The sequence below is a fragment of the Deltaproteobacteria bacterium genome (genome assembly GCA_020845895.1).
GTDB lineage: Bacteria > Lernaellota > Lernaellaia > JACKCT01 > JACKCT01 > JADLEX01.
Genome location: JADLEX010000095.1, coordinates 1 through 25,125 on the forward strand (window position 1 = coordinate 1; position 25,125 = coordinate 25,125).

At 65.1% G+C, this 25,125-nt stretch carries 21 protein-coding genes; 17 read left to right on the forward strand and 4 right to left on the reverse strand.

From position 1 onward, the window contains the following. Positions 1–94 precede the first annotated feature (94 nt). The 9 genes from IT350_12600 to IT350_12640 all read left to right on the forward strand — a co-directional run bounded on the left by IT350_12600 (position 95) and on the right by IT350_12640 (position 12,702). Complete coding sequence (locus IT350_12600; GenBank protein ID MCC6158884.1) at positions 95–361, forward strand: hypothetical protein; 267 nt, start codon at positions 95–97, stop codon at positions 359–361. Between the two features lie 3 nt (positions 362–364). Further along, positions 365–2,260 (forward strand): PAS domain S-box protein, encoded by a 1,896-nt coding sequence (locus tag IT350_12605; protein MCC6158885.1) that lies wholly within the window; start codon positions 365–367, stop codon positions 2,258–2,260. Beyond that, entirely contained in the window at positions 2,257–3,474 is a 1,218-nt protein-coding gene (locus tag IT350_12610; protein MCC6158886.1) for an HDOD domain-containing protein, read from the forward strand. Before IT350_12605 ends, IT350_12610 begins: the two co-directional genes overlap by 4 nt. Then, on the forward strand, positions 3,471–4,613 hold the full coding sequence (locus tag IT350_12615; protein MCC6158887.1) for a response regulator: 1,143 nt from the start codon (positions 3,471–3,473) through the stop codon (positions 4,611–4,613). The genes IT350_12610 and IT350_12615 overlap by 4 nt, the downstream gene beginning before the upstream one ends. Continuing rightward, complete coding sequence (locus IT350_12620) at positions 4,613–4,840, forward strand: response regulator (GenBank protein ID MCC6158888.1); 228 nt, start codon at positions 4,613–4,615, stop codon at positions 4,838–4,840. The genes IT350_12615 and IT350_12620 overlap by 1 nt, the downstream gene beginning before the upstream one ends. Before the next feature lie 255 nt (positions 4,841–5,095). Further along, on the forward strand, positions 5,096–5,785 hold the full coding sequence (locus IT350_12625) for a HAMP domain-containing histidine kinase (GenBank protein MCC6158889.1): 690 nt from the start codon (positions 5,096–5,098) through the stop codon (positions 5,783–5,785). 225 nt (positions 5,786–6,010) lie between these two features. Next, positions 6,011–7,549 carry a B12-binding domain-containing radical SAM protein gene (locus tag IT350_12630; GenBank protein ID MCC6158890.1) on the forward strand — a complete coding sequence of 513 codons (1,539 nt, stop codon included), beginning with the start codon at positions 6,011–6,013 and terminating at the stop codon, positions 7,547–7,549. Positions 7,550–7,682: 133 nt separating this feature from the next. Further along, on the forward strand, positions 7,683–10,466 hold the full coding sequence (locus IT350_12635; GenBank protein ID MCC6158891.1) for a hypothetical protein: 2,784 nt from the start codon (positions 7,683–7,685) through the stop codon (positions 10,464–10,466). A gap of 4 nt (positions 10,467–10,470) precedes the next feature. Beyond that, positions 10,471–12,702 (forward strand): hypothetical protein, encoded by a 2,232-nt coding sequence (locus tag IT350_12640; protein MCC6158892.1) that lies wholly within the window; start codon positions 10,471–10,473, stop codon positions 12,700–12,702. A gap of 200 nt (positions 12,703–12,902) precedes the next feature. Here the strand turns inward: IT350_12640 and IT350_12645 are convergent, their stop codons facing one another. Continuing rightward, entirely contained in the window at positions 12,903–14,210 is a 1,308-nt protein-coding gene (locus tag IT350_12645; GenBank protein MCC6158893.1) for a hypothetical protein, read from the reverse strand. 167 nt (positions 14,211–14,377) lie between these two features. On the opposite strand from IT350_12645, the gene IT350_12650 reads away from it, so the two are divergent. Then, positions 14,378–15,655 carry an aminopeptidase P family protein gene (locus IT350_12650; GenBank protein MCC6158894.1) on the forward strand — a complete coding sequence of 426 codons (1,278 nt, stop codon included), beginning with the start codon at positions 14,378–14,380 and terminating at the stop codon, positions 15,653–15,655. 174 nt (positions 15,656–15,829) lie between these two features. Here IT350_12650 and IT350_12655 read toward each other — a convergent pair whose 3' ends face one another. Then, positions 15,830–16,447, reverse strand: a complete 618-nt coding sequence (locus IT350_12655; protein MCC6158895.1) for a DUF4202 domain-containing protein — start codon at positions 16,445–16,447, stop codon at positions 15,830–15,832. A 290-nt stretch (positions 16,448–16,737) separates the two neighbouring features. On the opposite strand from IT350_12655, the gene IT350_12660 reads away from it, so the two are divergent. From IT350_12660 to IT350_12675, 4 genes are all read left to right on the forward strand, one after another. Then, on the forward strand, positions 16,738–17,160 hold the full coding sequence (locus tag IT350_12660; protein ID MCC6158896.1) for a hypothetical protein: 423 nt from the start codon (positions 16,738–16,740) through the stop codon (positions 17,158–17,160). Continuing rightward, positions 17,157–17,555: a hypothetical protein gene (locus tag IT350_12665; GenBank protein ID MCC6158897.1), complete on the forward strand. Its 399-nt coding sequence runs from the start codon at positions 17,157–17,159 to the stop codon at positions 17,553–17,555. Before IT350_12660 ends, IT350_12665 begins: the two co-directional genes overlap by 4 nt. 115 nt (positions 17,556–17,670) lie before the next feature. Further along, positions 17,671–19,491: a glutamate mutase L gene (locus IT350_12670; GenBank protein ID MCC6158898.1), complete on the forward strand. Its 1,821-nt coding sequence runs from the start codon at positions 17,671–17,673 to the stop codon at positions 19,489–19,491. A gap of 10 nt (positions 19,492–19,501) precedes the next feature. Further along, positions 19,502–20,626, forward strand: a complete 1,125-nt coding sequence (locus IT350_12675; GenBank protein MCC6158899.1) for a hypothetical protein — start codon at positions 19,502–19,504, stop codon at positions 20,624–20,626. 21 nt (positions 20,627–20,647) lie between these two features. On the opposite strand, the gene IT350_12680 is transcribed toward IT350_12675, so the two are convergent. Together IT350_12680 and IT350_12685 are read right to left on the reverse strand one after the other, a co-directional pair. After that, positions 20,648–21,673, reverse strand: coding sequence for an SGNH/GDSL hydrolase family protein (locus IT350_12680; protein ID MCC6158900.1), 1,026 nt, complete (start codon positions 21,671–21,673; stop codon positions 20,648–20,650). Positions 21,674–21,751: 78 nt separating this feature from the next. Further along, positions 21,752–22,195 carry a DUF3592 domain-containing protein gene (locus tag IT350_12685; protein ID MCC6158901.1) on the reverse strand — a complete coding sequence of 148 codons (444 nt, stop codon included), beginning with the start codon at positions 22,193–22,195 and terminating at the stop codon, positions 21,752–21,754. A 113-nt stretch (positions 22,196–22,308) separates the two neighbouring features. On the opposite strand from IT350_12685, the gene IT350_12690 reads away from it, so the two are divergent. The 3 genes from IT350_12690 (at position 22,309) to IT350_12700 (ending at position 25,122) form a co-directional block, all read left to right on the forward strand. Beyond that, positions 22,309–22,860, forward strand: coding sequence for a thioredoxin family protein (locus IT350_12690; GenBank protein MCC6158902.1), 552 nt, complete (start codon positions 22,309–22,311; stop codon positions 22,858–22,860). Positions 22,861–22,932: 72 nt separating this feature from the next. After that, on the forward strand, positions 22,933–23,634 hold the full coding sequence (locus IT350_12695) for a 1-acyl-sn-glycerol-3-phosphate acyltransferase (protein ID MCC6158903.1): 702 nt from the start codon (positions 22,933–22,935) through the stop codon (positions 23,632–23,634). A gap of 213 nt (positions 23,635–23,847) precedes the next feature. Then, complete coding sequence (locus IT350_12700; GenBank protein MCC6158904.1) at positions 23,848–25,122, forward strand: hypothetical protein; 1,275 nt, start codon at positions 23,848–23,850, stop codon at positions 25,120–25,122. Positions 25,123–25,125 lie beyond the last annotated feature (3 nt).

A 25,125-nucleotide genomic window follows, 5' to 3' on the forward strand; every position in this document is an offset into this window, starting at 1 on the left:
AAGGACGGTTTGCGCGATCATGGAATCACCTCGTTGGTGAAATCTGCGGAGCGTCTCAGCAACGCCATCCTACCGGATTCAACGAGGTTTTTTATTGCCGATCAAAATCAATCGCGGATTTGGGGCGATCCGTTCGATCTTCTCCGTCGGTGGCGCGACCTTCGGTGGCGCGGTTTTCATCCTTAGCTTCTTCAGCCGGGAACTCGTCGACTCCCGCACGCCGCGAAGCTTCATGCCGCTCGTGAATTACATCAAGAGCTTCATGATGGCGCGCTGTTCCATGTCCCGCGTCTTCCGACGGGAGAACGCCGTGGCCACCCGGGCCGACGCGGACGCGGTGGCCGCCTCGGCGGGGGCCTAGACGATGGTGCCGGACGACACCAACGACCTGCGGGCGATCAAATCGGTGATCGACCTGACATTGCAGGGTTTACTTCGCGATGCGCAGGTCGCTCTCAACGAGATGGTGGCGTCGAGCGGCTCTCCCCTCGCTGGTTTGAAGAAAAGCCTGTCGCTGCTCCTCGAAGACCTGGTCACCTCGTTTTCCTCGAAGGAGTCAGCCCTCGCCTCGGTGCAAATCTCGATCATGGAGATGGAGGCGGCGCAGGAGGAACTGAGCAATCGGGAGGCGCGTTTTCGCACGACCCTCATCAGCATCGGCGACGGACTGATCTCCACCGACGCGGAGGGACGCGTCGACTTCATGAACCCGGCGGCGGAGCAACTCACGGGATGGAACATGCAGGATGCCGTGGGCCGGCCGATCACCGACGTCTTCGACATCTTCAACGCGATCACGGGAGATGCGGTTGAGAACCCCACGGAGCGCTCCCTGCGCGAAGGCGTGGTCGTCGATCTCGCCAACCATACTGTCCTGATCGCGCGGGACGGCACCGAGCGGCAGATCGCCGACAGTTGCGCCCCGATCCGCGACGAAAAGGGTCTGATCATCGGTTCGGTGCTCGTGTTCCGTGATGTCACGGAGGAATACCGCCGCCGCGAACAACTGCGGGAGAGCGAGGAACGATATCGCGTTCTGTTTCACAACTCCCGCGACGCCATGATGACCCTCGCGCCCCCGTCCTGGAGATTTTCTTCAGGTAATCCGGCGGCGCTCGCGATGTTCGGCGCGACGGCCGAAATCGAATTCACGTCCCTCGGACCCATGGAGGTGTCGCCGGAATTTCAGCCCGATGGCGGCGCATCCTCGGAAAGAGCGCAGGAGCGGATCGGCGAAGCGCTTCGGACGGGGTCCGCTTTTTTTCCGTGGACGCACCGGAAACTCGATGGAAACGTTTTCCACACGACCGTGTTGCTGACGAAAAGCGACCTGAACGGGGAAACGATCGTTCAGGCCACCGTTCGCGACGTCACCCAGCAACAGCGCCTCGAGGCCGAGCTGCACCAGGCGCGCAAGCTCGAGGCTGTGGGCCAGCTCGCAGCGGGCATCGCTCACGAAATCAACACCCCCGCCCAGTTCGTGAGTGACAGCCTTCATTTCCTGGGCGATTCCTGCCGATCCGTTCACGGCCTGCTCGAACGATATCGGGAGATTCTGGCGCCGCTGTTTTCGCGGCCGGGGTTCGAACCGTTTCTGAAGCGGCTCCGGGACGCGGAGGAGGAAGCCGACCTGGAGTACGTCGCGGAGAACACGCCGGCGGCGTTTGCCCGGGCTCTGGACGGGGTCGGTCGCATCTCCTCGATCGTGAGCGCCATGAAGGAGTTCGCCCATCCGGACCAGCGCGAGAAGAGTCCCGCCGACCTCAACCGGGCCCTGCAGGCCACGCTGACGATCGCGCGCAACGAATACAAGTACGTGGCGGATGTGGAGACCGACTTCGGGGAGTTGCCGTCGGTCCTGTGCCACGCGGGAGACCTGAACCAGGTTTTCCTGAACCTGTTCATCAACGCGGCGCACGCCATCGCCGGCGTCGTCGGCGACAGCGGGGACCGGGGGTGCATCCACGTGCGCACGCGATGTGACGACGGCCGCGTCGTCCGGATCGACATCCGGGACACCGGCTGCGGAATCCCCGACGGCGTCCGCGCGCGGATCTTTGAGCCGTTTTTCACGACCAAGGAGGTCGGCCGGGGCAGCGGACAGGGGCTGGCCATCGCGCGGAACATCGTCGAAAGCAAGCACCGCGGATCGCTGACCTTCCGGAGCGAATGCGGTCGGGGAACGACATTCACGGTCCAACTGCCCGTGGACGGGGATTCGCCGGTCGTCGCCGCGTGGCTCCAGGGGCCGCCGTCATGAACGCCCGCGTCCTGTTTGTCGACGACGAATGCAACATTCTGGAGGGCCTGCGACATCGACTGCGCACCCGGCGCCACCAGTGGGACATGATCTTCGTCGACAACGGGCCGGAGGCTCTTCAGATTCTCGCGCAGTCGCCCTGCACCGTTATCGTGTCCGACATGCGCATGCCGGGAATGGACGGCGCCGCGCTGCTGCGTCGGGTGCAGCGGGAGTTTCCGGCCGTGTCGCGCATCATCCTCACCGGCTATGCGGACGAGAGCGCCATGCTGCGGGTCCTGGCCGTGGCGCACCAGTGCATCGCCAAACCATGCGACCCCGGCCTGCTCGAACGTGTCATTGAACGCGTCTGCGACCTGCATGCGTTGATCAACGACGACGCCCTTCGGCACGCCGTCGGAAAGGTCACGAGCCTGCCGTCCGCGCCCCGAATCTACGGGCAACTGATGTCGGTTCTCTCGGACGAACGCGCCTCGGCGGACGACGTGTCGCGCCTCCTGCAACAGGACGGTTCCCTGTGCGCGAAGATTCTCCACATCGTCAATTCCGCTTATTTCCGGCTGGTGCGGCCGATCGTCCGGGTGGAAGAGGCCGTTTCCTATCTCGGATTCAACTCGATTCGACAGTTGGCCCTGGTTGCCGAGGTCTTCGGAACGGCGAAAGACGTCTCCGAATGGGAAGGCCGATACGTCGCCGAACTGCAAACGCATGCGCTGCTGTCGGCCGGCATCGCCGCGGCGATGTTTTCCCCGGCAGAGAAAAAAGCCACGGCGTTCGTCGCCGCGCTGCTTCACGACATCGGCAAACTGGCGCTGGCGACCGAGCTTCCGGATCGCGCCCGGCGCATCGCCGGGGCGGCGCAGGTCGGCCGCGTTTCCGCGCACGTCGCGGAGAAGGTCCTGTACGGCGTGACGCACGCGGACATCGGGGCCTTCCTGCTCGGGCTGTGGCAGATCCCGTTTCCCATCATCGAGGCGGTCGCCCACCATCACGCGCCGGCCCGCGTGACGTCGGACGAGTTCGACGTGCCGGTCGCCGTCCACATCGCCGACGCGCTGGCGCACGAGCACCAGGAATTGTCCGCCGAAGCGGTGGCGCCCGCTCCCGAGATGGACTCCGGTCTGCTGGACCGGCTGGGGGTTTCGACCCGGCTCCCGGAATGGCGTCGCATGGCCGGGGAGCTGGCCCGAACGCAATGCGAGGCGTCGCCATGAAACAGGAAACAACGATGGACCGACCGAAGGTGCTGTGCGTTGACGACGAAAAAAGCCTGCTGGAGGGACTGGTCCTCCACCTGCACCGCTCCTATGAGGCGGTCACCGCCACCAGCGGTGAAGAGGGGCTGGAACTGCTGAAAACCCACGGCCCGTTCGCGGTCGTAATGTCCGACATGCGGATGCCCGGCATGGACGGCGCCGCATTTCTTTCCCGGGTCCGCCAGGCGGCGCCGAACACCGTTCGCCTGCTGCTGACCGGCTACGCGGACCTCAATTCGGCCGTTGCCGCGGTGAACGAAGGACAGATCTTCCGCTTCCTGACCAAACCCTGTCCTCCCGATCAGTTGTTGTCGGTGTTCCAGGCCGCTGCCGAACAATACCGCCTGATCACCGCCGAACGCGTCCTGCTGGAAGAGACGCTGCGCGGGAGCATCCGGATCCTCGTCGATGTCCTTTCGCTCGCCAGCCCTCTCGCTTTCGGTCGCGCGAACCGCGTTCGGCGGCACGCGAACGAACTCGCGGAGGCGCTGAAGGCGCCGAATCGATGGCAGATCGAGGTGAGCGCCATGCTCTCGCAGCTCGGCAGCATTGCGGTCCCGGAGTACATCATCCGGAAACACGACGACGGGGAGGATTTGACCGACGACGAACGGGCCATGATGCGCCGGATCCCCGCGGTGGCGGAAGGGCTGGTGGCGAATATTCCCCGCCTGGAGCCGATCCGGGACATCCTGTCGCAATATGTGAAACTGAGTACCGCCGGCGCTGCGGACGCCGCCAAGCCCGGTCTCGGCGCGGCAATCCTGAGCGTCGCGATCGATTACGACGTGTTGGAATCGCGGGGATTTTCCACGGCCCGCGCCCTGGCGGCCCTGTGTGCCCGCCCCCGGCAATACGACCCGACGGTCCTCGAGACCTTCATGCGCCTGAAGAGTCGGTCGGCTGATCGGCCAAAAAAAGCGGTTTCCCTGTGGGATCTGCCCGTGGGGGCGGTTTTCGCGGAAGACGTGCGCACAAGACAGGGATTGCTGGTCGTCTCCCGGGGATTTCAGGTCACCGCCAGCTTTCTGGAGCGCGTGAGGAACTACGACCTGCAGGAACCTCTGTACGTTCACGACGCTCCGGATGAAGGGTGATGCGAATGGCCGGCAACGTCCGACACACCGACCTGCCCGAGGTGCTGTGCGTGGACGACGAGCCGCAGGTGCTGGCCGGGCTCGCCGTGACGCTCGGAAAAGACTACTCGGTGACCACCGCGAACAGCGCCAGCGATGCGCTTGCGCTGCTGCGGGCCGGGAGGCTTTATGCGGCGCTGGTGACCGATTTTCGGATGCCGGGGACCGACGGGATTGCCCTGCTGTGACACGCATGCGAGATCGCGCCCGACACGATTCGGATTCTGCTTTCCGGCGTCGCGGACGTCGGCACGGCCGTTTCCGCGGTCAACGAAGGGCACATCTTTCGGATTCTCCACAAGCCGTGCCCGACCGAGGCTCTTCTCGGAGCCCTGGAGGACGCGGTCGAACATGATCGTCTCGTCACCGCCGACCGGGCACTCACCGAACGACGGATCGAGCGAATCACCGGGCAACTGCTCCACGCCGAACGTCTGGCGACGTTGGGAACTCTCGCCGCGGGCATCGGCCATGAACTGAACAACATCACCACCGCCTATCTGGGGCTGCTGGACGAAGTCCGCGAGCAGGCGGCGACGGGCCGGCCGCCATCGCCCGACACCCTCGCGAACTTGGAGCAGATCGGCCGGCACTACCGGATGCACGGCACCCATATGCTGGGAATCGGGCGGCCGGGGCTCGATCAACCGATGCGACTGGACCCGTGCGACGTCACGCGGGACACCTTGTCGATGCTCGGAACCGTGGGCAAGACAAAACGGCTCGATGTGCGAACCGACTTTTCCGTGGCGTCGTCGTTTGTCTTCGCCGATCGGCGGCGCATCGAACAGGTTCTGGTCAACTTCGTGTCGAACGCCTCGGACGCCACGGCCGGCAACGCCGACGGTCAACGGCGCCTGACGGTGACCGTCGGTCGCGGCGCCGACGGATTTGTCTTCTGCGACATCGAAGACAACGGGTGCGGGATTCCGGAACAGGATCTCGACACGATCTTCGATCCGTATTTCACCACGAAAGTCCCCGGACAGGGGACCGGCCTGGGCCTGTCCGTCGTCAAGCAAATTGTGGAGTCCTGCCGGGGAAAAGTGACCGTCCGCAGCCGTGTTGCCGTCGGAACGGTTTTCACATTCGCCCTCCCCGCGTCGCCCGACGAGACCGGTCCGGTGGACTAGCGTTTCGGCCGCCCCGCCGGTCGGAACGCCGCCGTAATCCGGCTCGTTAACGCCTCGGACCCGTTCGCGTAAAATCTATCGCCGGTTCGGCGAATCGGGCGTACAATGAGGGCGATCGGATAACGCGTCGGATCATGCGTCGCTGGTGTGCGGGCCGCATTCCACGGGCGTTTTCGCGCCGGTGCGAGTGTGGCCCATTTTGCTGAAGACGCGGGGAGTGCTGTCATGTCGAAAGTGGTTTTTCTGGAGCCCCGGGCCGCGAACCCGCACATCTTTTCGGGATTTGGGATCCCCCGGCTGGGCTCCGTCCTGCTGGCGACCATCCTGCGCGGGCTTGGGCACGACGCGGGGGTCTTCGTCGAGGATATCCGCGAGGTCGATTTCGAGCGCGTCCTTTCGGCCGATCTCGCGGCGATTTCCGTTCTCACCCCCACCGCGCCGCGCGGTTACGAAATGGCGCGCCAGATCCATGCGCGCGGCGTCCCCGTCATCATGGGCGGTCCGCACGTCACGTTTCTGGCCGACGAGGCGCTGGAGCACTGCGACTTTGTGATCCGCGGCGAGGCGGAACGCTCGATGCCGGCGTTCATGAATGCCTGGTCGACCGGCGCGGATCTCGCCTCGGTGCCGGGTCTGTCCTATCGCCGGGGCCGCGAGGTCGTACACAATCCCGTCGATCCCGCCCCGGTCGACATCCGGGCGAACCCCATCCCCGACATGAGCCTTGTCGATGGCTACGACAGCCGCCGGGGCGTCACGCGATGGCGCATCGTACCGATCCAGACCTCGCGCGGCTGCCCCTTCGCCTGTTCGTTCTGCTCGGTGACACAGATGTTCGGTCGCGGCATGCGCTATCGGGAAACGTCCGATGTGCTCGATGAGCTCGATCGGTGCGATCCCCGGCGCGATTTCGTGTTTTTCTACGACGACAACTTCTGCGTGAACCTTCCGCGCACGCGCCGAATTCTCGAGGGAATGATCGATCGGCGTCCGGGATGGCGGTGGTCGGCGCAGGTGCGTATCGATGTCGCGCGCGACGAGGAATTTCTTCGGCTGATGTGCGACTCCGGCTGCCGTCACATCTACATCGGGTTCGAGTCCATTTCCGACGAAACGCTCGCGCTCATGAAAAAGGCGCAGACGAGCCTTCAGGCCACGAAGGCCATCGAGGCGATCCACCGGCACGGAATCGGCATCCACGGCATGTTCGTCTTCGGGTTCGACACCGACACGAAAAAGGATCTCAAACGCACCTGGCGTTATGCCATGAAACAAAAGCTTCGCACCGCGCAGTTCATGATTCTCACGCCGATGCCCGGCACGGACACCTACCGTGTTCTCGAAGGCGAGAACCGGATCGAGGTGCGCGACTGGAGTTTCTACGACGGCCAGCATGTGGTGTTCCGCCCCAAGCATCTCAGCCCGGCGGAGTTGCAGTGGTGCCAGATCCGCGCGCACCGCTGTTACTATTCGTGGCGCGAGCGCATCAAATCGATTTTCCGGCTGGATCTTTATCGCGCGACGATCCAGGTCTACGCCAAGGGCATCGGACAACGCTGGATCCGCCAGAATCGCTATTATCTGAAGGCGATCAAACTCGCGCGACGCGCCGAGCAGGCCATCGCGGGAAAGGGCTCGCACATCGCCATCCGGTTTCATCCGCTCGCCACGTACCGCGATGTTCACGAGCAGGTGGAACATGCGGTGGAACGCATGCGCGCACGGGGCGAGAAGAGCTTTGCCGATTCCCCAACTTCCATTTGAACAACCTTTCAAAACCGTCTTGCGGCACACCCCGTCGCGGCGGTACACTTTCGCCCCTGTAGCGACCCGCGCGCGGTGGGCATCGGCTAAGGTGCGTGCGCGTGCGGCGCGCGCATCGGCTTGGGGGACGGCGGTGAAAGCGTATTTGTCGTGGGCATGGATGGCGGTGCTGGCTCTCGGACTCGTGATGGCCGGGGGTTGCACCCGTGGCGAATCGGACGACGAGCGGCCCGAGGGCTACGACTTCGAGAACCCCGGCGGCGACGGCCCGGAGGTGCTTTTCGAACCCGGCGCGAAACCAATTTCACTGATCCCGCAGCCCAACAATATCCTCGCCAAGGATGACCCGACGACGCGCACGGGGCTTCGCGTCAACATCCCGCAGGAAGCCGAGACGCAGCTCGGGCGCGACCTGCGCAGCCGGCTGCGTCAGCTCGACGGCTTCGCGAATTTCTCGAACATCGCCGTGTCGTTTTCGATGCCGATCAACCTGTTCACGATCCGCGACGAGACCATCTACCTCGTCAACGTGCAGCGCGACTCCAAATATTACGGCGACATCGTCGAGGTGGATCTCGGCAAGGGCTACTACCCCAAGAACATGGTGGATCCCGAGGCGTTTTTCCCGAACGACGAAAACGCGGAAAACCCGACGGTCATCTACGCCGCGGACAACCGCGTCGACTGGTACGAGGACGCGACGAACACCCTGCTGATCCGCCCGCTCGTGCCGCTCAAGCAAAGCAGCAAATACGCCGTGGTGCTCACGACCGGACTGCGCGGCGAGAACGGCTTCCCGGTGCGTCCGCCGGATTACTTCGAAAAGGTCACGTTCCCCGAGCAGTTCGATTCGCTCACCGACGCCGCCGAGATTCTGGCGACGAAGAAGGGTGTGAACCCCAAGGACATCGCGTTTTCGTGGGAGTTCACGACTGCGACGATCACCGATCATCTGCAGGAGCTTCGGCGCGGCCTGCATGGCGAGGGACCCTTCGATTACCTCGCCGACGAACTCGTCCCCAGCATCACGCAGCTTCATCCGTTCTCGATGGGCACCGAGACCGACGGCAACGACTACGTGATGGACGCACGGGCCTTCGGCAGCTTCATGGACCTGATCGGCGGGTTCATCGAGGGCGGGCAGAACGTGCCGCTCGACGTCATGTTCGGAACGGACAGCGTGGACTACATCGTCTCGGGCTCGTTCACGACGGCGAGTTTTCTCGAGACGCACGACCGCGTCTTTCACGTGGACTACGACACGGGCGAGGCCGAGTGGGCGCCCGAAGAAGTGCCGTTCTACATCGCGGTGCCGCGCCCGTGCGCTAAGAACAACTACGCGCAGCCGCCATACCCCATCACCTTTCACCAGCACGCCAACATCCGCAATCGGCTCGACATGCTCGCGCTCGCGAATCACATGGCCGAGCAGGGTATCGCGACGATCGGCATCGACGCCGCGGAGCACGGCCCCGAGACGTACGTGAGCGCGATCTATTACGCGCTCGACAGCTTCAACGATCTCAATATCGGCCCGATCGGCGACGTGCCGGCGAGCCTGCTCGTCAAGATCATCATGGGGATCTTTTACCCGAACATCGACATCAGCGGCCTCGATTCGAAGGAACTGGTGCAGGTGCTGAAGGACAAGACCTTCCTCGGCGCGATGCTGCACGGACGCACGCCGGACTTCGACGGCGACGGGCTCATCATCTCGGGCCAGAGCTTCTATTCGGCGGATATCTTCCGCACCGTGGCGATCTCCCACCAGACCGTGTTCGATCTGTTTCAGGCCGTGCGCGTGCTGCGCGCCATGGGCACCGATTGGAACGCCAACGGCAAGCTCGATCTGGAGGAAGGCGACTTCAATCAGGACGGCGTGCTCGACGTGGCCGGACCCGACCTCGAGATTTCGTTCGTCGGCATGAGCCTCGGCTCGTTGATCGGAATCCCATTCGTGTCGCTGGAACCGGAAATCAGGTCGGCCGTGTTCAACGTGCCCGGCGGCGGCCTCACCGACATTCTGCAGCGCACGACGATTCCCAACGTCAATTACGGCGTGCGTGCCGACCTGCTGGGGCCGATGATCATCGGCACGCCGGACGCGGCCAAGGGCGTGACGCATCTGAACTATCATGCCGAGGCGCTGGATCTCGAATTCGGCAGCGAGGTGTTCAACACGTTCATCGGCGACGTGCCGCTCGCGGCGGGCAGGCGCATCAGCATGGAGAACACCAAAACCGGCGTCATCAAACACAAGACCGTGGATGCGACGGGGAATTTCGCCATCGCGGTCGGCGCGGACAAGGGCGACTGGCTGCGGTTGACCGTCACCGACCCGATCACGGAAAGGCCCGTCGGCAAGTTCGAGTTCGCCACCGAATACCGGGGCCTGGGCGTGGACCGCAACACCCCCGAAGCGCGCTCGTTCATCGACAACGCGCAGTGGGCCGTGGGCCTGTCCGATCCCATCAGCTTCGCGCCGCATCTGGCGCAGGACCCCGTGACGGAGGCTGGGCCGAAGAACTTCATCATGCAGGTCTGTTCGCCCGACTCCGCGATTCCGCTGCAGGCGGGCACGGCGATCATCCGCGCGGCGGGCATCATCGACGACTGGCACATGGACAATCTGCTCGACCGCGGCGCGCTGAACGAAATCCGCGTGTCGTTCGCCAACGGCAACCTGCCGCTGCAGAGCGTGGCGCATCAGGCATGGCGCGTGCATCCTGGCTACAACCACGAGTACATGCTCGCGCCGCGTTTCGATCCGTACTCGATCATGTATTCCATCGCCGCACGCCGGCAGGCGGCGCTGTTCCTCAAGAGCCACGGCGAGATCATCGAGGACAACCTCTACATGCTCGTCGATCCCGAATGGCTGGCCGACCCGCTCGATCCCGATGTGCTGGAGGAGTAGATCGATGACGAAAGACCTGTTCACCGCGCGAACGGCCGCGGTTCGGACTTGGTGCGCGGCGTGCCTCGTCCTGTTGATGACGTTCGCGGTTTCGGCGTGCGCCGGCGACGATGATGATGACGACGACGAATCCGGCGGCGAGCTCGTGTGGTCGCTCGACTTCGAGAGCGCGGAAGATCTCGCCGCGAAGGGCGCCACGCTCGTCGCGGACGACACCGACGCGGCGTTCGTGCCGGGTCTGACCGGAAACGCGATCGCGCTCGGCGAGGGCGTGCAGCTCGTCGCGCCGGCCATCGGCCGCGTGCCGAGCACGGACGGCACACTCGAAATGTGGGTGCTGCCCAAGACCGTCTGGCACGACGGCATCAAGCGCCACCTGCTCGCCATCGGCGACGAAACGAACTTCGCGATCCTCAAGGACGGCCTGAAGAACAAACCCGTCTTCGCCATCGGCGGCGCGGGCGTGACGCCCGAGGACGACCGGCCCGTGCTCGACTACTACGGCTTCGAGATCCGCAAACCATGGATCTGGCGCAGCGGTTGGACGCACATCGCCGTCACGTGGAAGGGCGTGGGCGACCGCGATCACGACGCCGTGCGTCGCCTGTACATCGACGGCACGCTCGTGGCCGAAATGCGCGGCCCCGTCTCGGGCTTCGACGCCGACGTGCCGATTCTGCTCGGCGGCCTGCAAACCGGCACCGCGCCCGACGCGCTGGTGGACGATCTGCGCGTGTGGAATCGCGCCATGAGCGAAAGCGAAATCTACGAACGCGGCTTCCGCGCCGATACGCAGAATCCCTACAAGCTCGAGATTGTGCCCGAGCCGCACCCCGCGGGCTTTCGACCCGAGGCGGGCTTTGTGCCGAACACCGAGACCGTGATCGCGCTGCCGCCCGACCAGATGTCGCGGTACGCGGACGTCGCGACGTTTTTGCAGGACGCCATCGAGCGCATGACCGGCACGCGGCCCGCGCTGTTGGGATCGAGCGAAGTGGCCGGCATTGAGAATGTCATCGCCATCGGCACGCTCGCCGACAATGGCGCGTTGCGCGCCATGAACGACGCGCGCTTTGTGCCCACGGGCGACGTGCCGGGCTCGTATCTGCTCGAAGTGTCATCAGGCGGCATCGCGGTGGCGGGCGCGGATTTCGCGGGCGCGATCTACGGAGCGGGCAGCCTGCTGCGCGTCGTGAACCAACACGAGGGCGCCGACGCGATCCCCGCAATCACCGTGGCCGACCGACCCGATTTCCCGATCCGCGGCACCGTCGTCGAAAACCTGATGCCGCTCACCGACGAAGCGAAGCGCCGCATCCGCTACCTCGGCGAACTCAAGCTCACGCACCTCGTCATCCCCGGCGACTGGTACTTTGATCTCGACAACGAGTTCGTGCGCGAGGACGGCGCCGAGCTGTTCGCGTTCGTGCGCGCCCACGGCATGGAACCCGTGCCCGCGTTTTCGTGGTACGGCCATGCGGATCGCGTGATCGCGGAGTGCGTGGAACACGGCTACGACTGCGCCGAGGGCACGAGCGACGACACCTGCCCGCTCGTCGACGGCATGTACGCCGACATTCTGGAGCCGATGCTCGCCAACATCCGCGACGCGCTCGCGCCGACGGCGATCCACATCGGCCACACCGACATCGCGGCCTTCAACATCAACCCCGTCTGCGCGGCGGCGGCGAAATCGCCCGCCGAGCTGTTCGGCTATTCCGTCTCCGAGGTCACGCGACGGGTGCGTTCGCAGTTGCCCGGTACGCATGTGTTCGTGTGGGCCGACATGATCGCCTCGATGCAGCACGGCTCGCGCCTCGCGGTCCCGGCGCCGGGCGAAAATCCGCCTGAACCGCCGAGCGTGTACGACCTGATTCCCAAGGACGACGGCGTGACGTGGTGCGCGTGGCTCTCGAATGGATCGGCGATTCTCAACTATGTCTACGCGTTCACCACGTTCAACGAGATGTCCGCCGCGGGCATCGCGTCGTTCGTCGGCGGGCCGGGCGGCGAGACCGTGAGCCAGAGTTTCATGTGGATGAAGAACGCGAGCGACTTCGGCGGCGCGGGCTTCATCGGCAAGCCGACGTCCGCGACGAGCGACGACTTCGCCGATCCACTCTGGGATTGGTTGCCCGCGACGGAAGAACTCGCGTGGAGCCTGTGGACGCCCGACGGCGTCGAGGATCTGTTCTACGACTTCGGGGAACTCAACGCCGCCTATGGCAGCTACTGAGCAGGCGAAAGCAGACTTGAGACTGGAGAGTGGGGAGCGGCCGCAACGCAATCGATTTGGTTGCGTTGACCCGGATCATTCGACGCATCAATTCGATGTGTTGACAGCCATCCTGACCGCATTCGTTCTTTAAGCGTCGTCATCGTGGAACCGAGAGGTGTTGGAAATTTTCGCCATTCAGCATTCTGTATTCACAATTCTCAATTTTGGCTTCTCGCCACCTCCCGCAGCCGCTGCCAGCCATTGGCGTCGATGATCTCGTCGATCGACGGATTTGGAAGCGGTTCTCCCGTGGCGTGCGGGATCAGGCCGCGTTCCCACAGCACGCGCAGGATCTCGCGCGCCATCAAATAGTATCCGCGCCATGTCATGTGGCAGAAGTCGATGAACAGATCCGGCGACGTGACTCCCGTCGGCGAGAGATCCTGTGCGTATCGTTCGAGATCGACGAGCACGACATCTTCCTCGGCGGCGAGACGGCGCACGAAGTCGTTCATCGACGGGCGGATGCGGTTTTGCGGCATGTTTTCGACGTACACGCGCAGCATCTCCCGCGCGTCTTCGATGCGGTTCATGCGCTCAAGACACTCGCCCATGTACCGCGCGGCCCACGCCTCGTTCGGGCTGCGCAAATAGGCTTCGATCGCGCCCGGGCAGTCGCCGTTCTGATACTGGCGCCATTGTCCCTCGACGATCGCGGCGTCGTCCGAGGGCCACGGCGCGCCCGTTGGCCGCGCCGTTCCCTCGCGCGGATACTTCTCATTGATCGGCAGCGTGGCGAGCACCGGCGTGACGCCCGCCTCGCGCGCGGCAGCCACCATGTCTCGGATGTTGCGTTCGTAGTGGTCGCGGATTCGCTGCGCGTCCGCGTCCTGCGGCGTGAAGTACGGCCGCTCCGATCGGCGCGGTTCCGGCAGGATTCCTTTTTTGAGCGCGCGGTAAAGCGCCCACTCCTGCAGCGCGTCGCCGAGCCGCGTCCGGTCGACGAAGCCCTCGTTGTTGCCGCACATCACGATCATCAGATCCGGTGACGTGACCATCAGGTCGCGCGCGATGCCGAGCACAACGCCGGAATTCGCCGCGCCGGAACCCGCGTTGATCATCTGCACGTTCATCGACGGGCAACGCATCGCCGTTTCCGCCGCGATCCAATCGGGGATTCCGCCATGACCCTGTCCGAGTTTTTCGTAATAGTCCGCCCACGGAGACCCCTTGGCGAACGACTCCCCCACCACCAGCACGCGCCAGTCGCCGGGCTTTTTTTCCACGGGCACGCGGCTTTCGTTGATCGAGCCGGATCGGGTCACGACCCATATGGGCCCGTTCAATGTCGTTTCGCGAGTCAGCAAGTCGACGGGCGGATACTTCGCCCGGTCGTCGGCGCGCGTGGTGTCGATGGTTTTTTCCTTTTCGAGAACACGCATGGCCACCGTCGCGGCGGCCAGCAACAGCGTCACCGGGATCAGCGCAAAAATCACGCGCTTGAACGGCGAAATATGGACTCGCACCCCGTGGTTTCCTCCGCGTCGAATTCGTCCGATCGATGTGTCGGCTATCATACATGCCGCGCGATCGCCGAAAAGCGCCTTGTCTACGGCTCCGTCCGTACCAACTTCGCGCCGCGTTCGGTTCCGAGTATGATGCGCGCCGCGGCGGAGGCCGGACGGAGGTCGTCATGACGTTGTTCTCCGAAGACGTGTTGGCGGGGCGCGCGCGACGCGCGGCGGAAGCGACCGGCGACACGGCGGATTTGGTACTCGTCGGCGCGGGCGAACCCATCGGCAAACCCGGCGGGCTCGATCAGACCTATCCCTTTATTCCGCATCCCGAATACTTCTGGCTCACCGGTTCGCGGCGACCCGGCGGCGTGATGGCGTTCGACGCGAATGAGGGATGGAAGCATTTCGTGCGCCCCGCGTCGCCGGACGAGCGGCTGTGGGAAGGCGAGCCCGACGTGCCGCCCGGAGAGGATGTCGCCGGTCTCGACGCGTGGATACGCGAGCGCGCCCTGCGGCGCGTGGCGACGCTCGGCGCGCGGATTCCCGGCGCCCCGTTCGATGGTGAGGTCACGGCGAGCGTTCAGGAGCGATTCGACGCGGCGCGGCGCCCGAAGGACGCGGCCGAGATCGCGCTGATCACGCGTGCCGTCGCCGCGACGGCGGCAGGTTACGCCAAGGCGCGCGAGGTGATTCGCCCGGGACGCACCGAGCGCGAAGTCGCCATTGAGATCGAGGCGGAGTTCTTCCGCCATGGAGCGACGGGCGTGGGCTACGGAACCATCGTCGGCGCGGGCTCGAACGCGGCGGTGCTGCACTTCGAGCCCGGCGCGCGCGTCATCGGCGAGCACGACGTGGTGCTGGTGGATGCGGGCGGCGAGATCGACGGCTACACGGCCGACGTGACGCGCACCTTCGCGGCGAGCGGACGATTCACGGCGCGGCAGCAGGCGATCTACGACATCGTGCTCGCGGCGCAGCTCGCGGCGATCGGTCGTTGCCGCGTCGGCGTCGAGTGGCACGACGTGCACCGCACCGCCGCGCGCGTGATGGCGGCGGGACTGCGCGACGCGGACCTCATGCGCGGAAGTGACGACGAGTTGCTGGAGACGGGAGCGATCGCGCTGTTCTTTCCGCACGGCGTCGGTCACATGGTGGGCCTCGGCGTTCGCGATGTGGGCGGGCGCGCGGCGGGACGTCCGGAGGGGCGCATGTGCTGCGGCGCGCGGGTGCGTGTCGATCTGCCGCTCGCCGAAAACTACCTGATGACGGTGGAGCCCGGCATCTACTTCGTGCCCGCGATCCTCGACGACCCCGCCCGGCGCGCGGCGCACCGTGACCGCGTGAACTGGGCCGCTCTCGATGATTGGCGCGAGGTGGCCGGCGTGCGCATCGAGGACGACATCTTCGTCACGCCGGGCGAGCCGCGCGTGCTGACGGCCTCGATTGCGAAGTAGGCTCTGAGCGCGATATTCGCGTCAATCCGAACGCCGTTTTTGGTTGTTCTCCCGGACGCTGTCTGCTGCGGTCATCCTGAGCGAAGCGAAGGATCTTTTCCCGATTCACACCAGACCCTTCGCTTCGCTCAGGGCGACATTATTCCGTTCGGCGTGTCGAACTCTGATGCCGGATCAAATGTCGCACAGCGCCCGCTCGACGAGTGCGCGAAGCGCGGGATCGAGACGCGGCACGATCTCCCGCGCGGCGGCGTGACCACGTTCGCTCATCTTGCCCCAGGTCTTGCGCACGATCTCGACGATCTTCGCCTCGTCGTGGCGCGGCGCGAATTCGGCGAATTCGTATTCGAGAAACACGAGACACGCCGCATCCTCGAGGGTCTGCGTCTCCGGGTCCGTGCGCAGCCGTTCCTTTTTCAGCAGCGACGACACGCGCGCGATCGTCTCCTCGTCGTACCCCACGTCGCGTAGAATCGCCGCCGTCGTCTCGGCGTGGAAACGCTTGAGGGCTTCGCGCCAGCGCAGATAACCCGCGCGGTCCATCGGATACTCGTCGCGCCCGATCGTCCACCGGCGGATGTGCTGCGCGCGCACCGCGAGACGCAGCGCGACCGATGCGTCGCGGTCGAGCCGCCCCAGCGCCTCGCTCATGCGTCGCGAGTAAAGCCGCTCGCGCGCCATCTCCTCGCCGATCCGGTCGTCCACCACACGGCGGGGATCGTCGGCGTTTGCCGCGTCGATGCGGTCGATCGCGTGCCGAAACCGAAGGATGTCGTGCGGCCGTTCGTCCATGCGGAATTCCTGCCGCACAGAAGATCGCGCCGCGCGTTCGGGATGTCAAACGCGCCGCGCCGCAGAGGGAGGCGCAGACGCGCAAGTGGATGCGCAGACACTCCACGTCGTCAGCGGGAAAGGTCGTGTGCGCAAATAACCGTTCAAACGGTTATACGGTTACATCAATTTTCGGGCGATCTCGAATGGTTCACGATGCTCGGCGATCGAAGGCGTGCGCGCGCGGCCTTGACGCTCCGGGGGGGCTTCCCTAAAGTTTCGCGGCGTTGGGGGACGCGCGAACCACGATGATGTCGGACGAATCGGATGGGCCCGCCCTCGAATGGCGAAGCTGGCCCGCGGCCGAGCGCCCGCGCACGTGGCTCGTCGCCGCGCCGGTGTGCGCCGGGGCGGTCGGCGCCGTATGGCTCCTGACGCGCGACGTCTGGTGGGTCGCCGGCGCGGCGACGCTGCTGGCGATCGGGCTGCGCGAATACCTCGCGCCGGTGCGTTACCGGCTCGACGCGAAGGGAGCGACCGTCACCTACTGGCTGTGGTCGCGGCACCTGGGATGGAACCGCGTCCGACGCGTGAGCCTGGAACGCACCGGCGTGTTTCTGTCGCCCTTTGCCGCGCCGAGCCGGATCGAAAACCACCGGGGGATGCACCTGCGTTATTCCGGAAACCGTGACGCGGTCGCCGCGGCGATCAATCGATTCCGGCCCAGCGCGTGAAGCCGGGATTCTGGAAAAACGCCTTCGCGGTGGAAGGCGCCGACGAGGCGGAATTCACGGACGAGGAGCGCGACCTCGCCGGGCGCGTGGCGCGAAAAATTGTGGACCGGGGGCTCGGGCTGCCGGGCGTGCTCTTCATCGAGTCGGCCCGGCCGCTGAATTTCGTGGGGTCGCAGGCGCTCGCGTATTTCGAGCCGATCGTGCGGGGCCTCGTGGACTGGGACGACTACACGCGGTTTCGCGTGATGCTCGAACGGCGCGGCAGCGTGGAACTGATCCTCGGCGCGATCGAGGCCGCCGAAGCCGAGCGCACGATCGAGATCGCGCGGGCGCGGCGTGAGCGCGAGCCCGGTTGGTTTGTGCGGCACTGGCGCAGGTGGCGAAGCGGGAAATGAGCAAGGATTAGCGTGGGGCGTGTGGAACAGGCGCCCCCGCCTGTTCGGCATTTGCACAGTCCCGCATCGGCGGGACTGTGCCACATGACGAAAACACGAGGATGAAGGCGGCGACATGGCCATCGACCCGGAAAAGATCAACGTGATACTCGCGACGGACTGCGGTTCGACGACGACGAAGGCGATCCTGATCCAGAAGATCAACGGCGAATACCGGCAGACGCACCGCGGCGAAGCGCCGACGACCGTCGAAGCGCCCTTCGAGGACGTGACGATGGGCGTGCTGAATTCCGTCACCGAGGTCGGCGAGCTCGCGGGCCGTCGGCTGATCGACGAGAACGGCAAAATCATCCGCCCGGCCACGGCGACCGAAGGCTGCGACATCTACATCTCGACGTCCAGCGCGGGCGGCGGATTGCAGATGATGGTCGCGGGGGTCGTGCGCAAGATGACGGCGGAATCCGCGGAGCGCGCGGCGCTGGGCGCGGGGTCGATCGTCATGGACGTGATCTGCGCCAACGACAACCGCCTGCCCCACGAACAAATCGAACGCATCCGCCAGCTTCGCCCCGACATGATTCTTCTCTCGGGCGGCATCGATGGCGGCACCAAGAGCCACGTGGTGGAACTCGCGCAGGTCATCGCCGCCGCGAACCCGCGACCACGCCTGGGGTCGGACTACAAACTGCCTGTGATCTACGCGGGGAACAAAGACGCCCGCGAACACATCGAGGAAGAGCTCGCGCACAAGACTGAGCTGTTCGTGGTGGACAATCTGCGCCCTGTGCTCGAGCGCGAAAACCTCGCACCCGCCCGCGAAAAGATCCACGACCTGTTCATGGAACACGTCATGGCGCAGGCGCCGGGGTACTCGAAGCTGATGGCGATGACCGACGCGCCGATCATGCCCACGCCCGCCGCCGTCGGCGACATTTTGCAGGAAATCGCCCGCCAGCAGGGCATCAACGCGGTGGCGGTGGACATCGGCGGCGCGACGACCGACGTCTTCTCCGTCTTCGACGGCGAGTTCAACCGCACCGTGTCGGCGAACCTGGGCATGAGCTATTCGATCTCCAACGTCTTCGCCGAGGCGGGTCTCGACAACGTCATGCGCTGGGTGCCCTTCGACATGGACGAGGTCGAGCTGCGCAACAGCGTGAAGAACAAGATGATCCGCCCGACGACGATTCCGCAGGACATGGAATCGCTGATCTTCGAGCAGGCGATCGCGAAAGAGGCCCTGCGCCTCGCGTTCATCCAGCACAAGTCGTTCGCGACACGGCTCAAGGGCGTGCAGCAGCAACGCACGATCGGCGACACCTTCGACCAGTCGTCGTCGGGCGAAACGCTCGTCAACATGCTCAAGCTCGATCTGCTCGTCGCGTCGGGCGGTGTTCTCTCCCACGCGCCGCGCATGAGCCAGACCGCGCTGATGCTGATCGACGCCTTCGCGCCCGAGGGCTTCACGCGCCTCGCCAAGGACTCGATCTTCATGATGCCGCATCTGGGCGTGACCGCGCAGGTGCATCCCAAGGCCGCGACCGAGGTGTTCGAAAAAGACTGCCTGATTTATCTGGGCACCGTGGTCGCTCCGACGGGCGCACCCAAGGCGGGCAAGGAAACGGGTTCATTCGAGATCACGTTCGCCGATGGTCGCGTGGAAAAAGGTGCGCTGATGGCGGGCGAGATCAAGTTCTTCCCACTGGGCGCGGGCGAAACGGCGAAGATGACTTTCAGTCCGGCCCGCGGTCTTGACGTGGGCGGCGGCAAGGGCGCGGCGGTGACGCGCGAGGTCCACGGCGGAACCGTCGGGTTGTTTCTCGACGGACGCGGTCGGCCGCTCGAACTGCCGACCGCCGTCGCCGACCGCGTGCGTTCGCTGACCGCCGGTATGACCACCCTCGACGTTTATCCCGCGTCCGCGTTGACGCGATAGGGGCGAAACCATGGCCCACGCATACACACCGGGACTCAAGGTTTCCACCGGCTACCTGCTACGCAAGCGGCGCATCCTGCCTCTGCGGGGCGATGTATCGGTGACCGTCGGCCAAACCGTCCTGCCCGACGACGTGGTCGCGCGCACGGCGTTGCCCGGCAATGCCAAGCTCGTCAACGTCGCGGGGCTGCTGTCGATCTCGCCCGAAGAAGTGAAGGACGCGATGCTCAAGAAGCCCGGCGATCCCGTGACCGAGGGCGACGTGATCGCGACAGCCAAGAGCTTTTTCGGCCTGTTCAAATCGGTCGCCAAGGCCGACATGACGGGCACCATCGAAGACGTCAACGCCGTGACCGGACAGGTGCTGCTGCGCGGTGCGCCGATCCCCGTCGAGGTGCGCGCCTACGTGCGCGGAACGGTCACGGAGATCGTGCCGTCGGAAGGGTGCGTGGTCGAGACCTTCGGCACCTTCGTGCAGGGCATCTTCGGCATCGGCGGCGAGACGCACGGTCGCGTCGCCATGGCGTGTTCGTCGCCGTCGCAGCATCTCACCGACGACCTGATCAAACCCGAGCACAAAGGGTGCGTGGTTGTCGGCGGAAATCTCGTCACGGCCAAGGCGCTGAAAAAGGCGATCCAGATCGGGGTCAAGGCGGTGGTGTCGGGCGGGTTCCACGATCAGGATCTCAAGGAATTTCTGGGCTACGACCTGGGCGTCGCCATCACGGGCCACGAAAAACTCGGCGTCACGCTGGTGGTGACCGAAGGTTTCGGCGAGATCGACATGGCGCGCAAGACCTTCGATCTGCTCGCGGCGCACGTCGGCGAGGAGTGCAGCGTCAACGGCGCGACGCAGATCCGCGCGGGCGTCATCCGGCCCGAGGTCGTCATTCCCGCGCCGTCCGCCAAGGTCGCCGCGACGGGCGACACCGGGCCCAAGCCGCTCGAAATCGGCTCGGTCATCCGCATCATCCGCTCGCCGTATTTCGGACGCATCGGCAAGGTGGCGCTGCTGCCGTCAGAGCCGACGGTGCTCGGCTCCGAAAGCCGCGCGCGCATCTTGCACGTGCGCTTGGAAAACGACACCGAGGACCGGGTCGTGCCCCGCGCCAACGTCGAGATGATCGAGGATTAACGGGGCCGCGCCGCCCGCGCGTCAGAACCCGCAGCCCGAGCTGCCGTTGTTGCCGGATGAAGACGGCTCGCTGTCGTCGTCGTTCGCGGAAGCTTCGTCATCACCCGCGTCATCGTCGATGGTCCCGTCGTCATCGTCCGGAAACCAGTCGTCGTCGGCATCGTCATCCTGATCGTCATCGACGTCGTCGTCGCCGGAATCGTCGTCCGCGTCATCGTCCGAATCGTCGTCCGCGGGCTGCGTCGATGTGGTCGTCGTCGTCGTGGTTGTGGTCGTCGTGGTCGTCGTGGGATTCAGACTCGGATCGAAGAACCCTTCCCAGGTTCGCTCCTGCAAATAGCGGTAGCCGTCGTTCTGCCCCGGGTGGATGCAATCGCCCGAGGGGAAGTACCGCGCGGGCGAGGGACGCGAGTAGTTCGGCGCGCCGGGCACGTCGTCCACCTCCTGCAACGTGCCGAGCAGATCGACCGCGTACACCTGATCGTAGTCCGTGGCGATGTCCTGCGTGATCTGCGTGATCTCGGCGAAAAGCTGGTTTTTCGAATACGTGTTTCCGCCGAGCGCGAGTTGCCCCAACACGATGCACTCGGTGTCGTGCTCGAAGTTCGGGAAGTCGTAGGCGTTCACGGCGATCTTCATCTGCGGGCGGATGGCGAGGATCGCGTCGATCACCGTGCGCAGGCTGTCGTCGATCACCGGGAACACGCCGTCGCCGTAGCCGCCGAGCAAATAGCCGTCGAGCAGGTCGTTGCCCCCGAGGCTGATGACGACCCACTGCACCTCGGGATGGCCGAGCAGGTACGCGAGCGCGTTGATGAGCCAGGGCGAATTCGGCATCGCCCATAGCGTGGCCGTGGTGCCCGGCTCGCCGAAATTATAGACGGTGGCGAGCTGGCCGTGGGAAACGAGCACCGATTGCATGTCGTCGGACCAGCCGTCGGCCCAACTGTCGCCCAGAGACATCACGTGGATCGGCGCGCCGAACGCGGACGTTCCCACGACCGCGCTGACCAGAACGAATATCGATGCCACAGCCCAATGACGCATGGGGCTCACCTCAAGGAATCTCGAATGTCGCCGAAACGCGCGAACAAATCCAGTCGGTCGCGGCCGCGTCGCCGAACGTCACAATCCGGCGATCAGCATGAGCGCGCCGATGGGGAAGAAAACCAGACCCGCGCCGATCGCGATCCACGCCGCGAAAGTGGAGCCGGGGTCGAGGTAGCTGACCGACGGGTCGTTCGGGTCGTAGCGAATATCCGTTTCATCGGGGATCGCCGCCGCGCGCTTTTCGGCGTCGGCGCGTGAGCGCCCCGTCACGTAAGGCGCATAGCGATCGCTCTCGTACTCCACGCCGTTCACCGCGTAGCGATACTTGACGGCCACGTTCCACCGGTAGCCCGGCTCCGACGGAACCGCCGCCGTCTGCGCGGCTGCGCCCTTGTGGAGCACCCGCGCCCGCGCGACGGGCCACCGGTGCACGGCAGCGACCTTGACGTGCAGGCGCGCGCCCGCGATTCCGGCGACGAGGCCAATCAGGCACATCATCACCCAGCCGAAGGTTTCCATGATCGACTCCGATTGCGTCCGCGATAAATCACGAACCCACGTCATAGACGATCGGACGGCGCGTGGATTAAGTTGAGATCAAAGATTTCACCATCACGCATTCGGAGACGATCATGGCCCTCACCCCGTCCAACATGCTGCCCCTCGGCACGCCCGCGCCCGACTTTCACCTGCCCGATCCGGCCGGCAAAACGCACGCCCTCGCCGATTTCGCCCCCGCCCCCGCGCTGCTGGTGGCGTTCATCTGCAACCACTGTCCGTACGTGAAGCACATCAAGACCGATTTCGCCCGGCTCGTGCGCGAGTATCAGGCAAAGGGCGTGGCCGTCGTCGCGATCAACGCCAACGACTGGACGAAGTACCCCGACGACAGCCCGCCAGCGATGGCGAAGGACGCGGCCGATTTCGGATACACCTTTCCTTATCTCGTGGACGAGACGCAGTCTGTCGCCCGCGCCTACGACGCCGCCTGCACGCCGGATTTCTATCTTTTCGACGGCGATCGTCGGCTCGTGTATCGCGGCCAGATCGACGACAGTCGCCCCGGCAACGGCCTGCCGGTCACCGGCGCGGACCTGACGACGGCGGTCGACGCCGTGCTCACGGGCCGGGCCGTCGCCGCGCCGCAGAAACCGAGCATCGGCTGCAACATCAAGTGGCGCTGACGAAACATCAGGTGGCGCTGAAGCCCGTGTGGACGGCTTGTCGCTGCTCGACGCACTCCGCAAAATGACGCGATGCTCAAATTGACCCCGCGCTCGCTGGTCGCGCTGCCGGTCGTGTACGCGGCGACGCCCGTCGCGGCCGCGGCGGCCATCGTCGGCGAGTTCACGACGGGCGGAGACTCCGCGGACCGCGTCGCACGGGTGTGGGCGCGCGCGGTGGCTGCGTCGATGGGCATGACGCTCACTGCCGTGGGCACGGATCGCATCGACCCGTCGCGCTCGTACGTCGTGGTCAGCAACCACCAGAGCCACCTCGACACCATCGCGCTCGTGCTCAGCTCGCCCGTGCCGCTGCGCATGCTGGCGAAAAAAAGCCTCTTCTACATTCCCGTCTTCGGCCAAGCCATGCGCGTCGTCGGCCACATCCCCATCGATCGGCAAAAGGGCAAGACCGATTTCGCGGCGCTGGCCCGCCACTGCGAGCGACTGCGTGCGCGCGGCCGGTCGATCATGGTCTTCCCCGAGGGCACGCGGCAAAACGACGGCACGCTGCACGAGTTCAAGTCCGGCGCGTTCCGTATCGCCACGTCGCTCGGCCTGCCAGTCGTCCCCGTCGCGATCCGCGGCACGGGCGCCGTCCTGCCGCCGCATTCGCTGGCCGTGACGCCGGGGGAGGTGCGGATCGAATGGCTCGACCCGATTCCCTCCGAAGGCGCGGACCCGGACGAACTCATGGCGGTCGTGCACGACGTGATCGCCGGGAGTTTGAGTTGACATTGGGTCCGATGGGTTCGTCCTCCGGATGCCGCACAAAAACGCCCAAAAATCGCAATCTTCGGCCCGAAATTTCGTTGACGGGCCTTGCGCGGGCACGCTATAAATAACCGAAATTTCGAACACGCTCGCATTCGTCCCAAATCCGGCCCTATTTCGCGCCATCGGCGCGGTGCATGTTTTCTGTGCGAAGTCACGGAGGAAGGAGAGACCATGACCATGAGACGGACCCTAATGTGGTCGCTCGTCGCGGTGCTCTGCGCGACGGGCGCATACGCGGGCGATTTCGAGTACAGCCCTCGCCATCTGGCCCTCGCGGACACGGGCAACGCGATTTTCAACCCGGCGATCCTGCCGCCGGTGCTGGAGAACATCGCCGGCGCGTGCGATTCGAACCAGTTCTACGTCGGCGGTAGCACGCGCAACACGGTGCTCGCGGGCGTCGGGTCGGACAGCGACGCCGACTACAACTTCCTGGACATCGAGAGCGGATCGTACATCCAGGGCGTTTTCCCCGTGGGTGAAACCAAGGACGACGACTGGACCGACCGAGCGGGGATCGTGTTCCAGCCCGGTATGCAGGCGCAGTACCTGCGCGTCAAGACGAACCGCGAAGACTCGAACCTGGAACTCGCCGACTCGCTGCTCGCGGTTTCGCCGACGATTCGCTTCGGCGCGGCGTACGGGTTCCATGAGATCTTCGCCATGGGGATCGGCTTCACGATGATCCCGACGACGATCTTCAACTCGGCGATCACCGGTACGCAGGACACGCCCGACGGCACGACGAACAAGGACATCGAGGACAAGTTCACGATGGCCGGATCGTTCATGATCCTGCCCGAGGTCGGATTCCTCTTCCGCACCCCCGAACGCATGCAGTTCGGCCTCACCTACGAGATGGGCTACGCGGCCAAGGCCAAGCGCGAAATCGAGCACTCGCAGGTGCCGGGCGACATCGACTACGAGACCGAGGTCGCGTACATCAAGCCGCACAACATCGGCCTTGGCTGGGCGTACGAGATTCCGAAAGAAGACAACTTCTACGTGTCGATCGATTTCGACGTGTACTTCCGGCAGCAGTACGAGGGCGACACGTGGGTGATGCGCGGTCGCGAATCGTACACGCAGAACGATGAGGACGAGGACGGCAACGCGATCGAGGAAGAGACGGTGGATCCGAACGAGGACCGCCTGGGCGAGGAATTCTACGCCTCCACCAACGGTCGCTATGTGTTCTCGACGGCGGTCGAGAAGGCGTGGGAGACGGTCGGCATCCGCGGTGGCCTCGGCTACTCCGCCGAGACCGGCCTCGATCGCGACCGGCCGGTTTCGACGTTCTTCGCCACCGTCGGCCCGACGCTCTACTTCGACGAGACGATCTTCATGAGCGCCGGCGGACGGCTCGACCTGGGCTTCGCACGCGCCGAGACGACTTACGCCGCGGCGGGCGGCGGCGCCTCGTTGTCGCTGGGCGGCACGTTCTAGTTC

Coding starts and splice junctions, on each gene's coding strand:
- IT350_12655 (MCC6158895.1), bottom strand. CDS start 16,447: ATGGACGAACGGCCGCACGACATCCTTCGGTTTCGGCACGCGATCGAC.
- IT350_12640 (MCC6158892.1), top strand. CDS start 10,471: ATGACGAAAGACCTGTTCACCGCGCGAACGGCCGCGGTTCGGACTTGG.
- IT350_12630 (MCC6158890.1), top strand. CDS start 6,011: ATGTCGAAAGTGGTTTTTCTGGAGCCCCGGGCCGCGAACCCGCACATC.
- IT350_12620 (MCC6158888.1), top strand. CDS start 4,613: ATGCGAATGGCCGGCAACGTCCGACACACCGACCTGCCCGAGGTGCTG.
- IT350_12615 (MCC6158887.1), top strand. CDS start 3,471: ATGAAACAGGAAACAACGATGGACCGACCGAAGGTGCTGTGCGTTGAC.
- IT350_12610 (MCC6158886.1), top strand. CDS start 2,257: ATGAACGCCCGCGTCCTGTTTGTCGACGACGAATGCAACATTCTGGAG.
- IT350_12700 (MCC6158904.1), top strand. CDS start 23,848: ATGACCATGAGACGGACCCTAATGTGGTCGCTCGTCGCGGTGCTCTGC.
- IT350_12690 (MCC6158902.1), top strand. CDS start 22,309: ATGGCCCTCACCCCGTCCAACATGCTGCCCCTCGGCACGCCCGCGCCC.
- IT350_12605 (MCC6158885.1), top strand. CDS start 365: ATGGTGCCGGACGACACCAACGACCTGCGGGCGATCAAATCGGTGATC.
- IT350_12695 (MCC6158903.1), top strand. CDS start 22,933: ATGCTCAAATTGACCCCGCGCTCGCTGGTCGCGCTGCCGGTCGTGTAC.
- IT350_12670 (MCC6158898.1), top strand. CDS start 17,671: ATGGCCATCGACCCGGAAAAGATCAACGTGATACTCGCGACGGACTGC.
- IT350_12650 (MCC6158894.1), top strand. CDS start 14,378: ATGACGTTGTTCTCCGAAGACGTGTTGGCGGGGCGCGCGCGACGCGCG.
- IT350_12675 (MCC6158899.1), top strand. CDS start 19,502: ATGGCCCACGCATACACACCGGGACTCAAGGTTTCCACCGGCTACCTG.
- IT350_12660 (MCC6158896.1), top strand. CDS start 16,738: ATGTCGGACGAATCGGATGGGCCCGCCCTCGAATGGCGAAGCTGGCCC.
- IT350_12685 (MCC6158901.1), bottom strand. CDS start 22,195: ATGGAAACCTTCGGCTGGGTGATGATGTGCCTGATTGGCCTCGTCGCC.
- IT350_12680 (MCC6158900.1), bottom strand. CDS start 21,673: ATGCGTCATTGGGCTGTGGCATCGATATTCGTTCTGGTCAGCGCGGTC.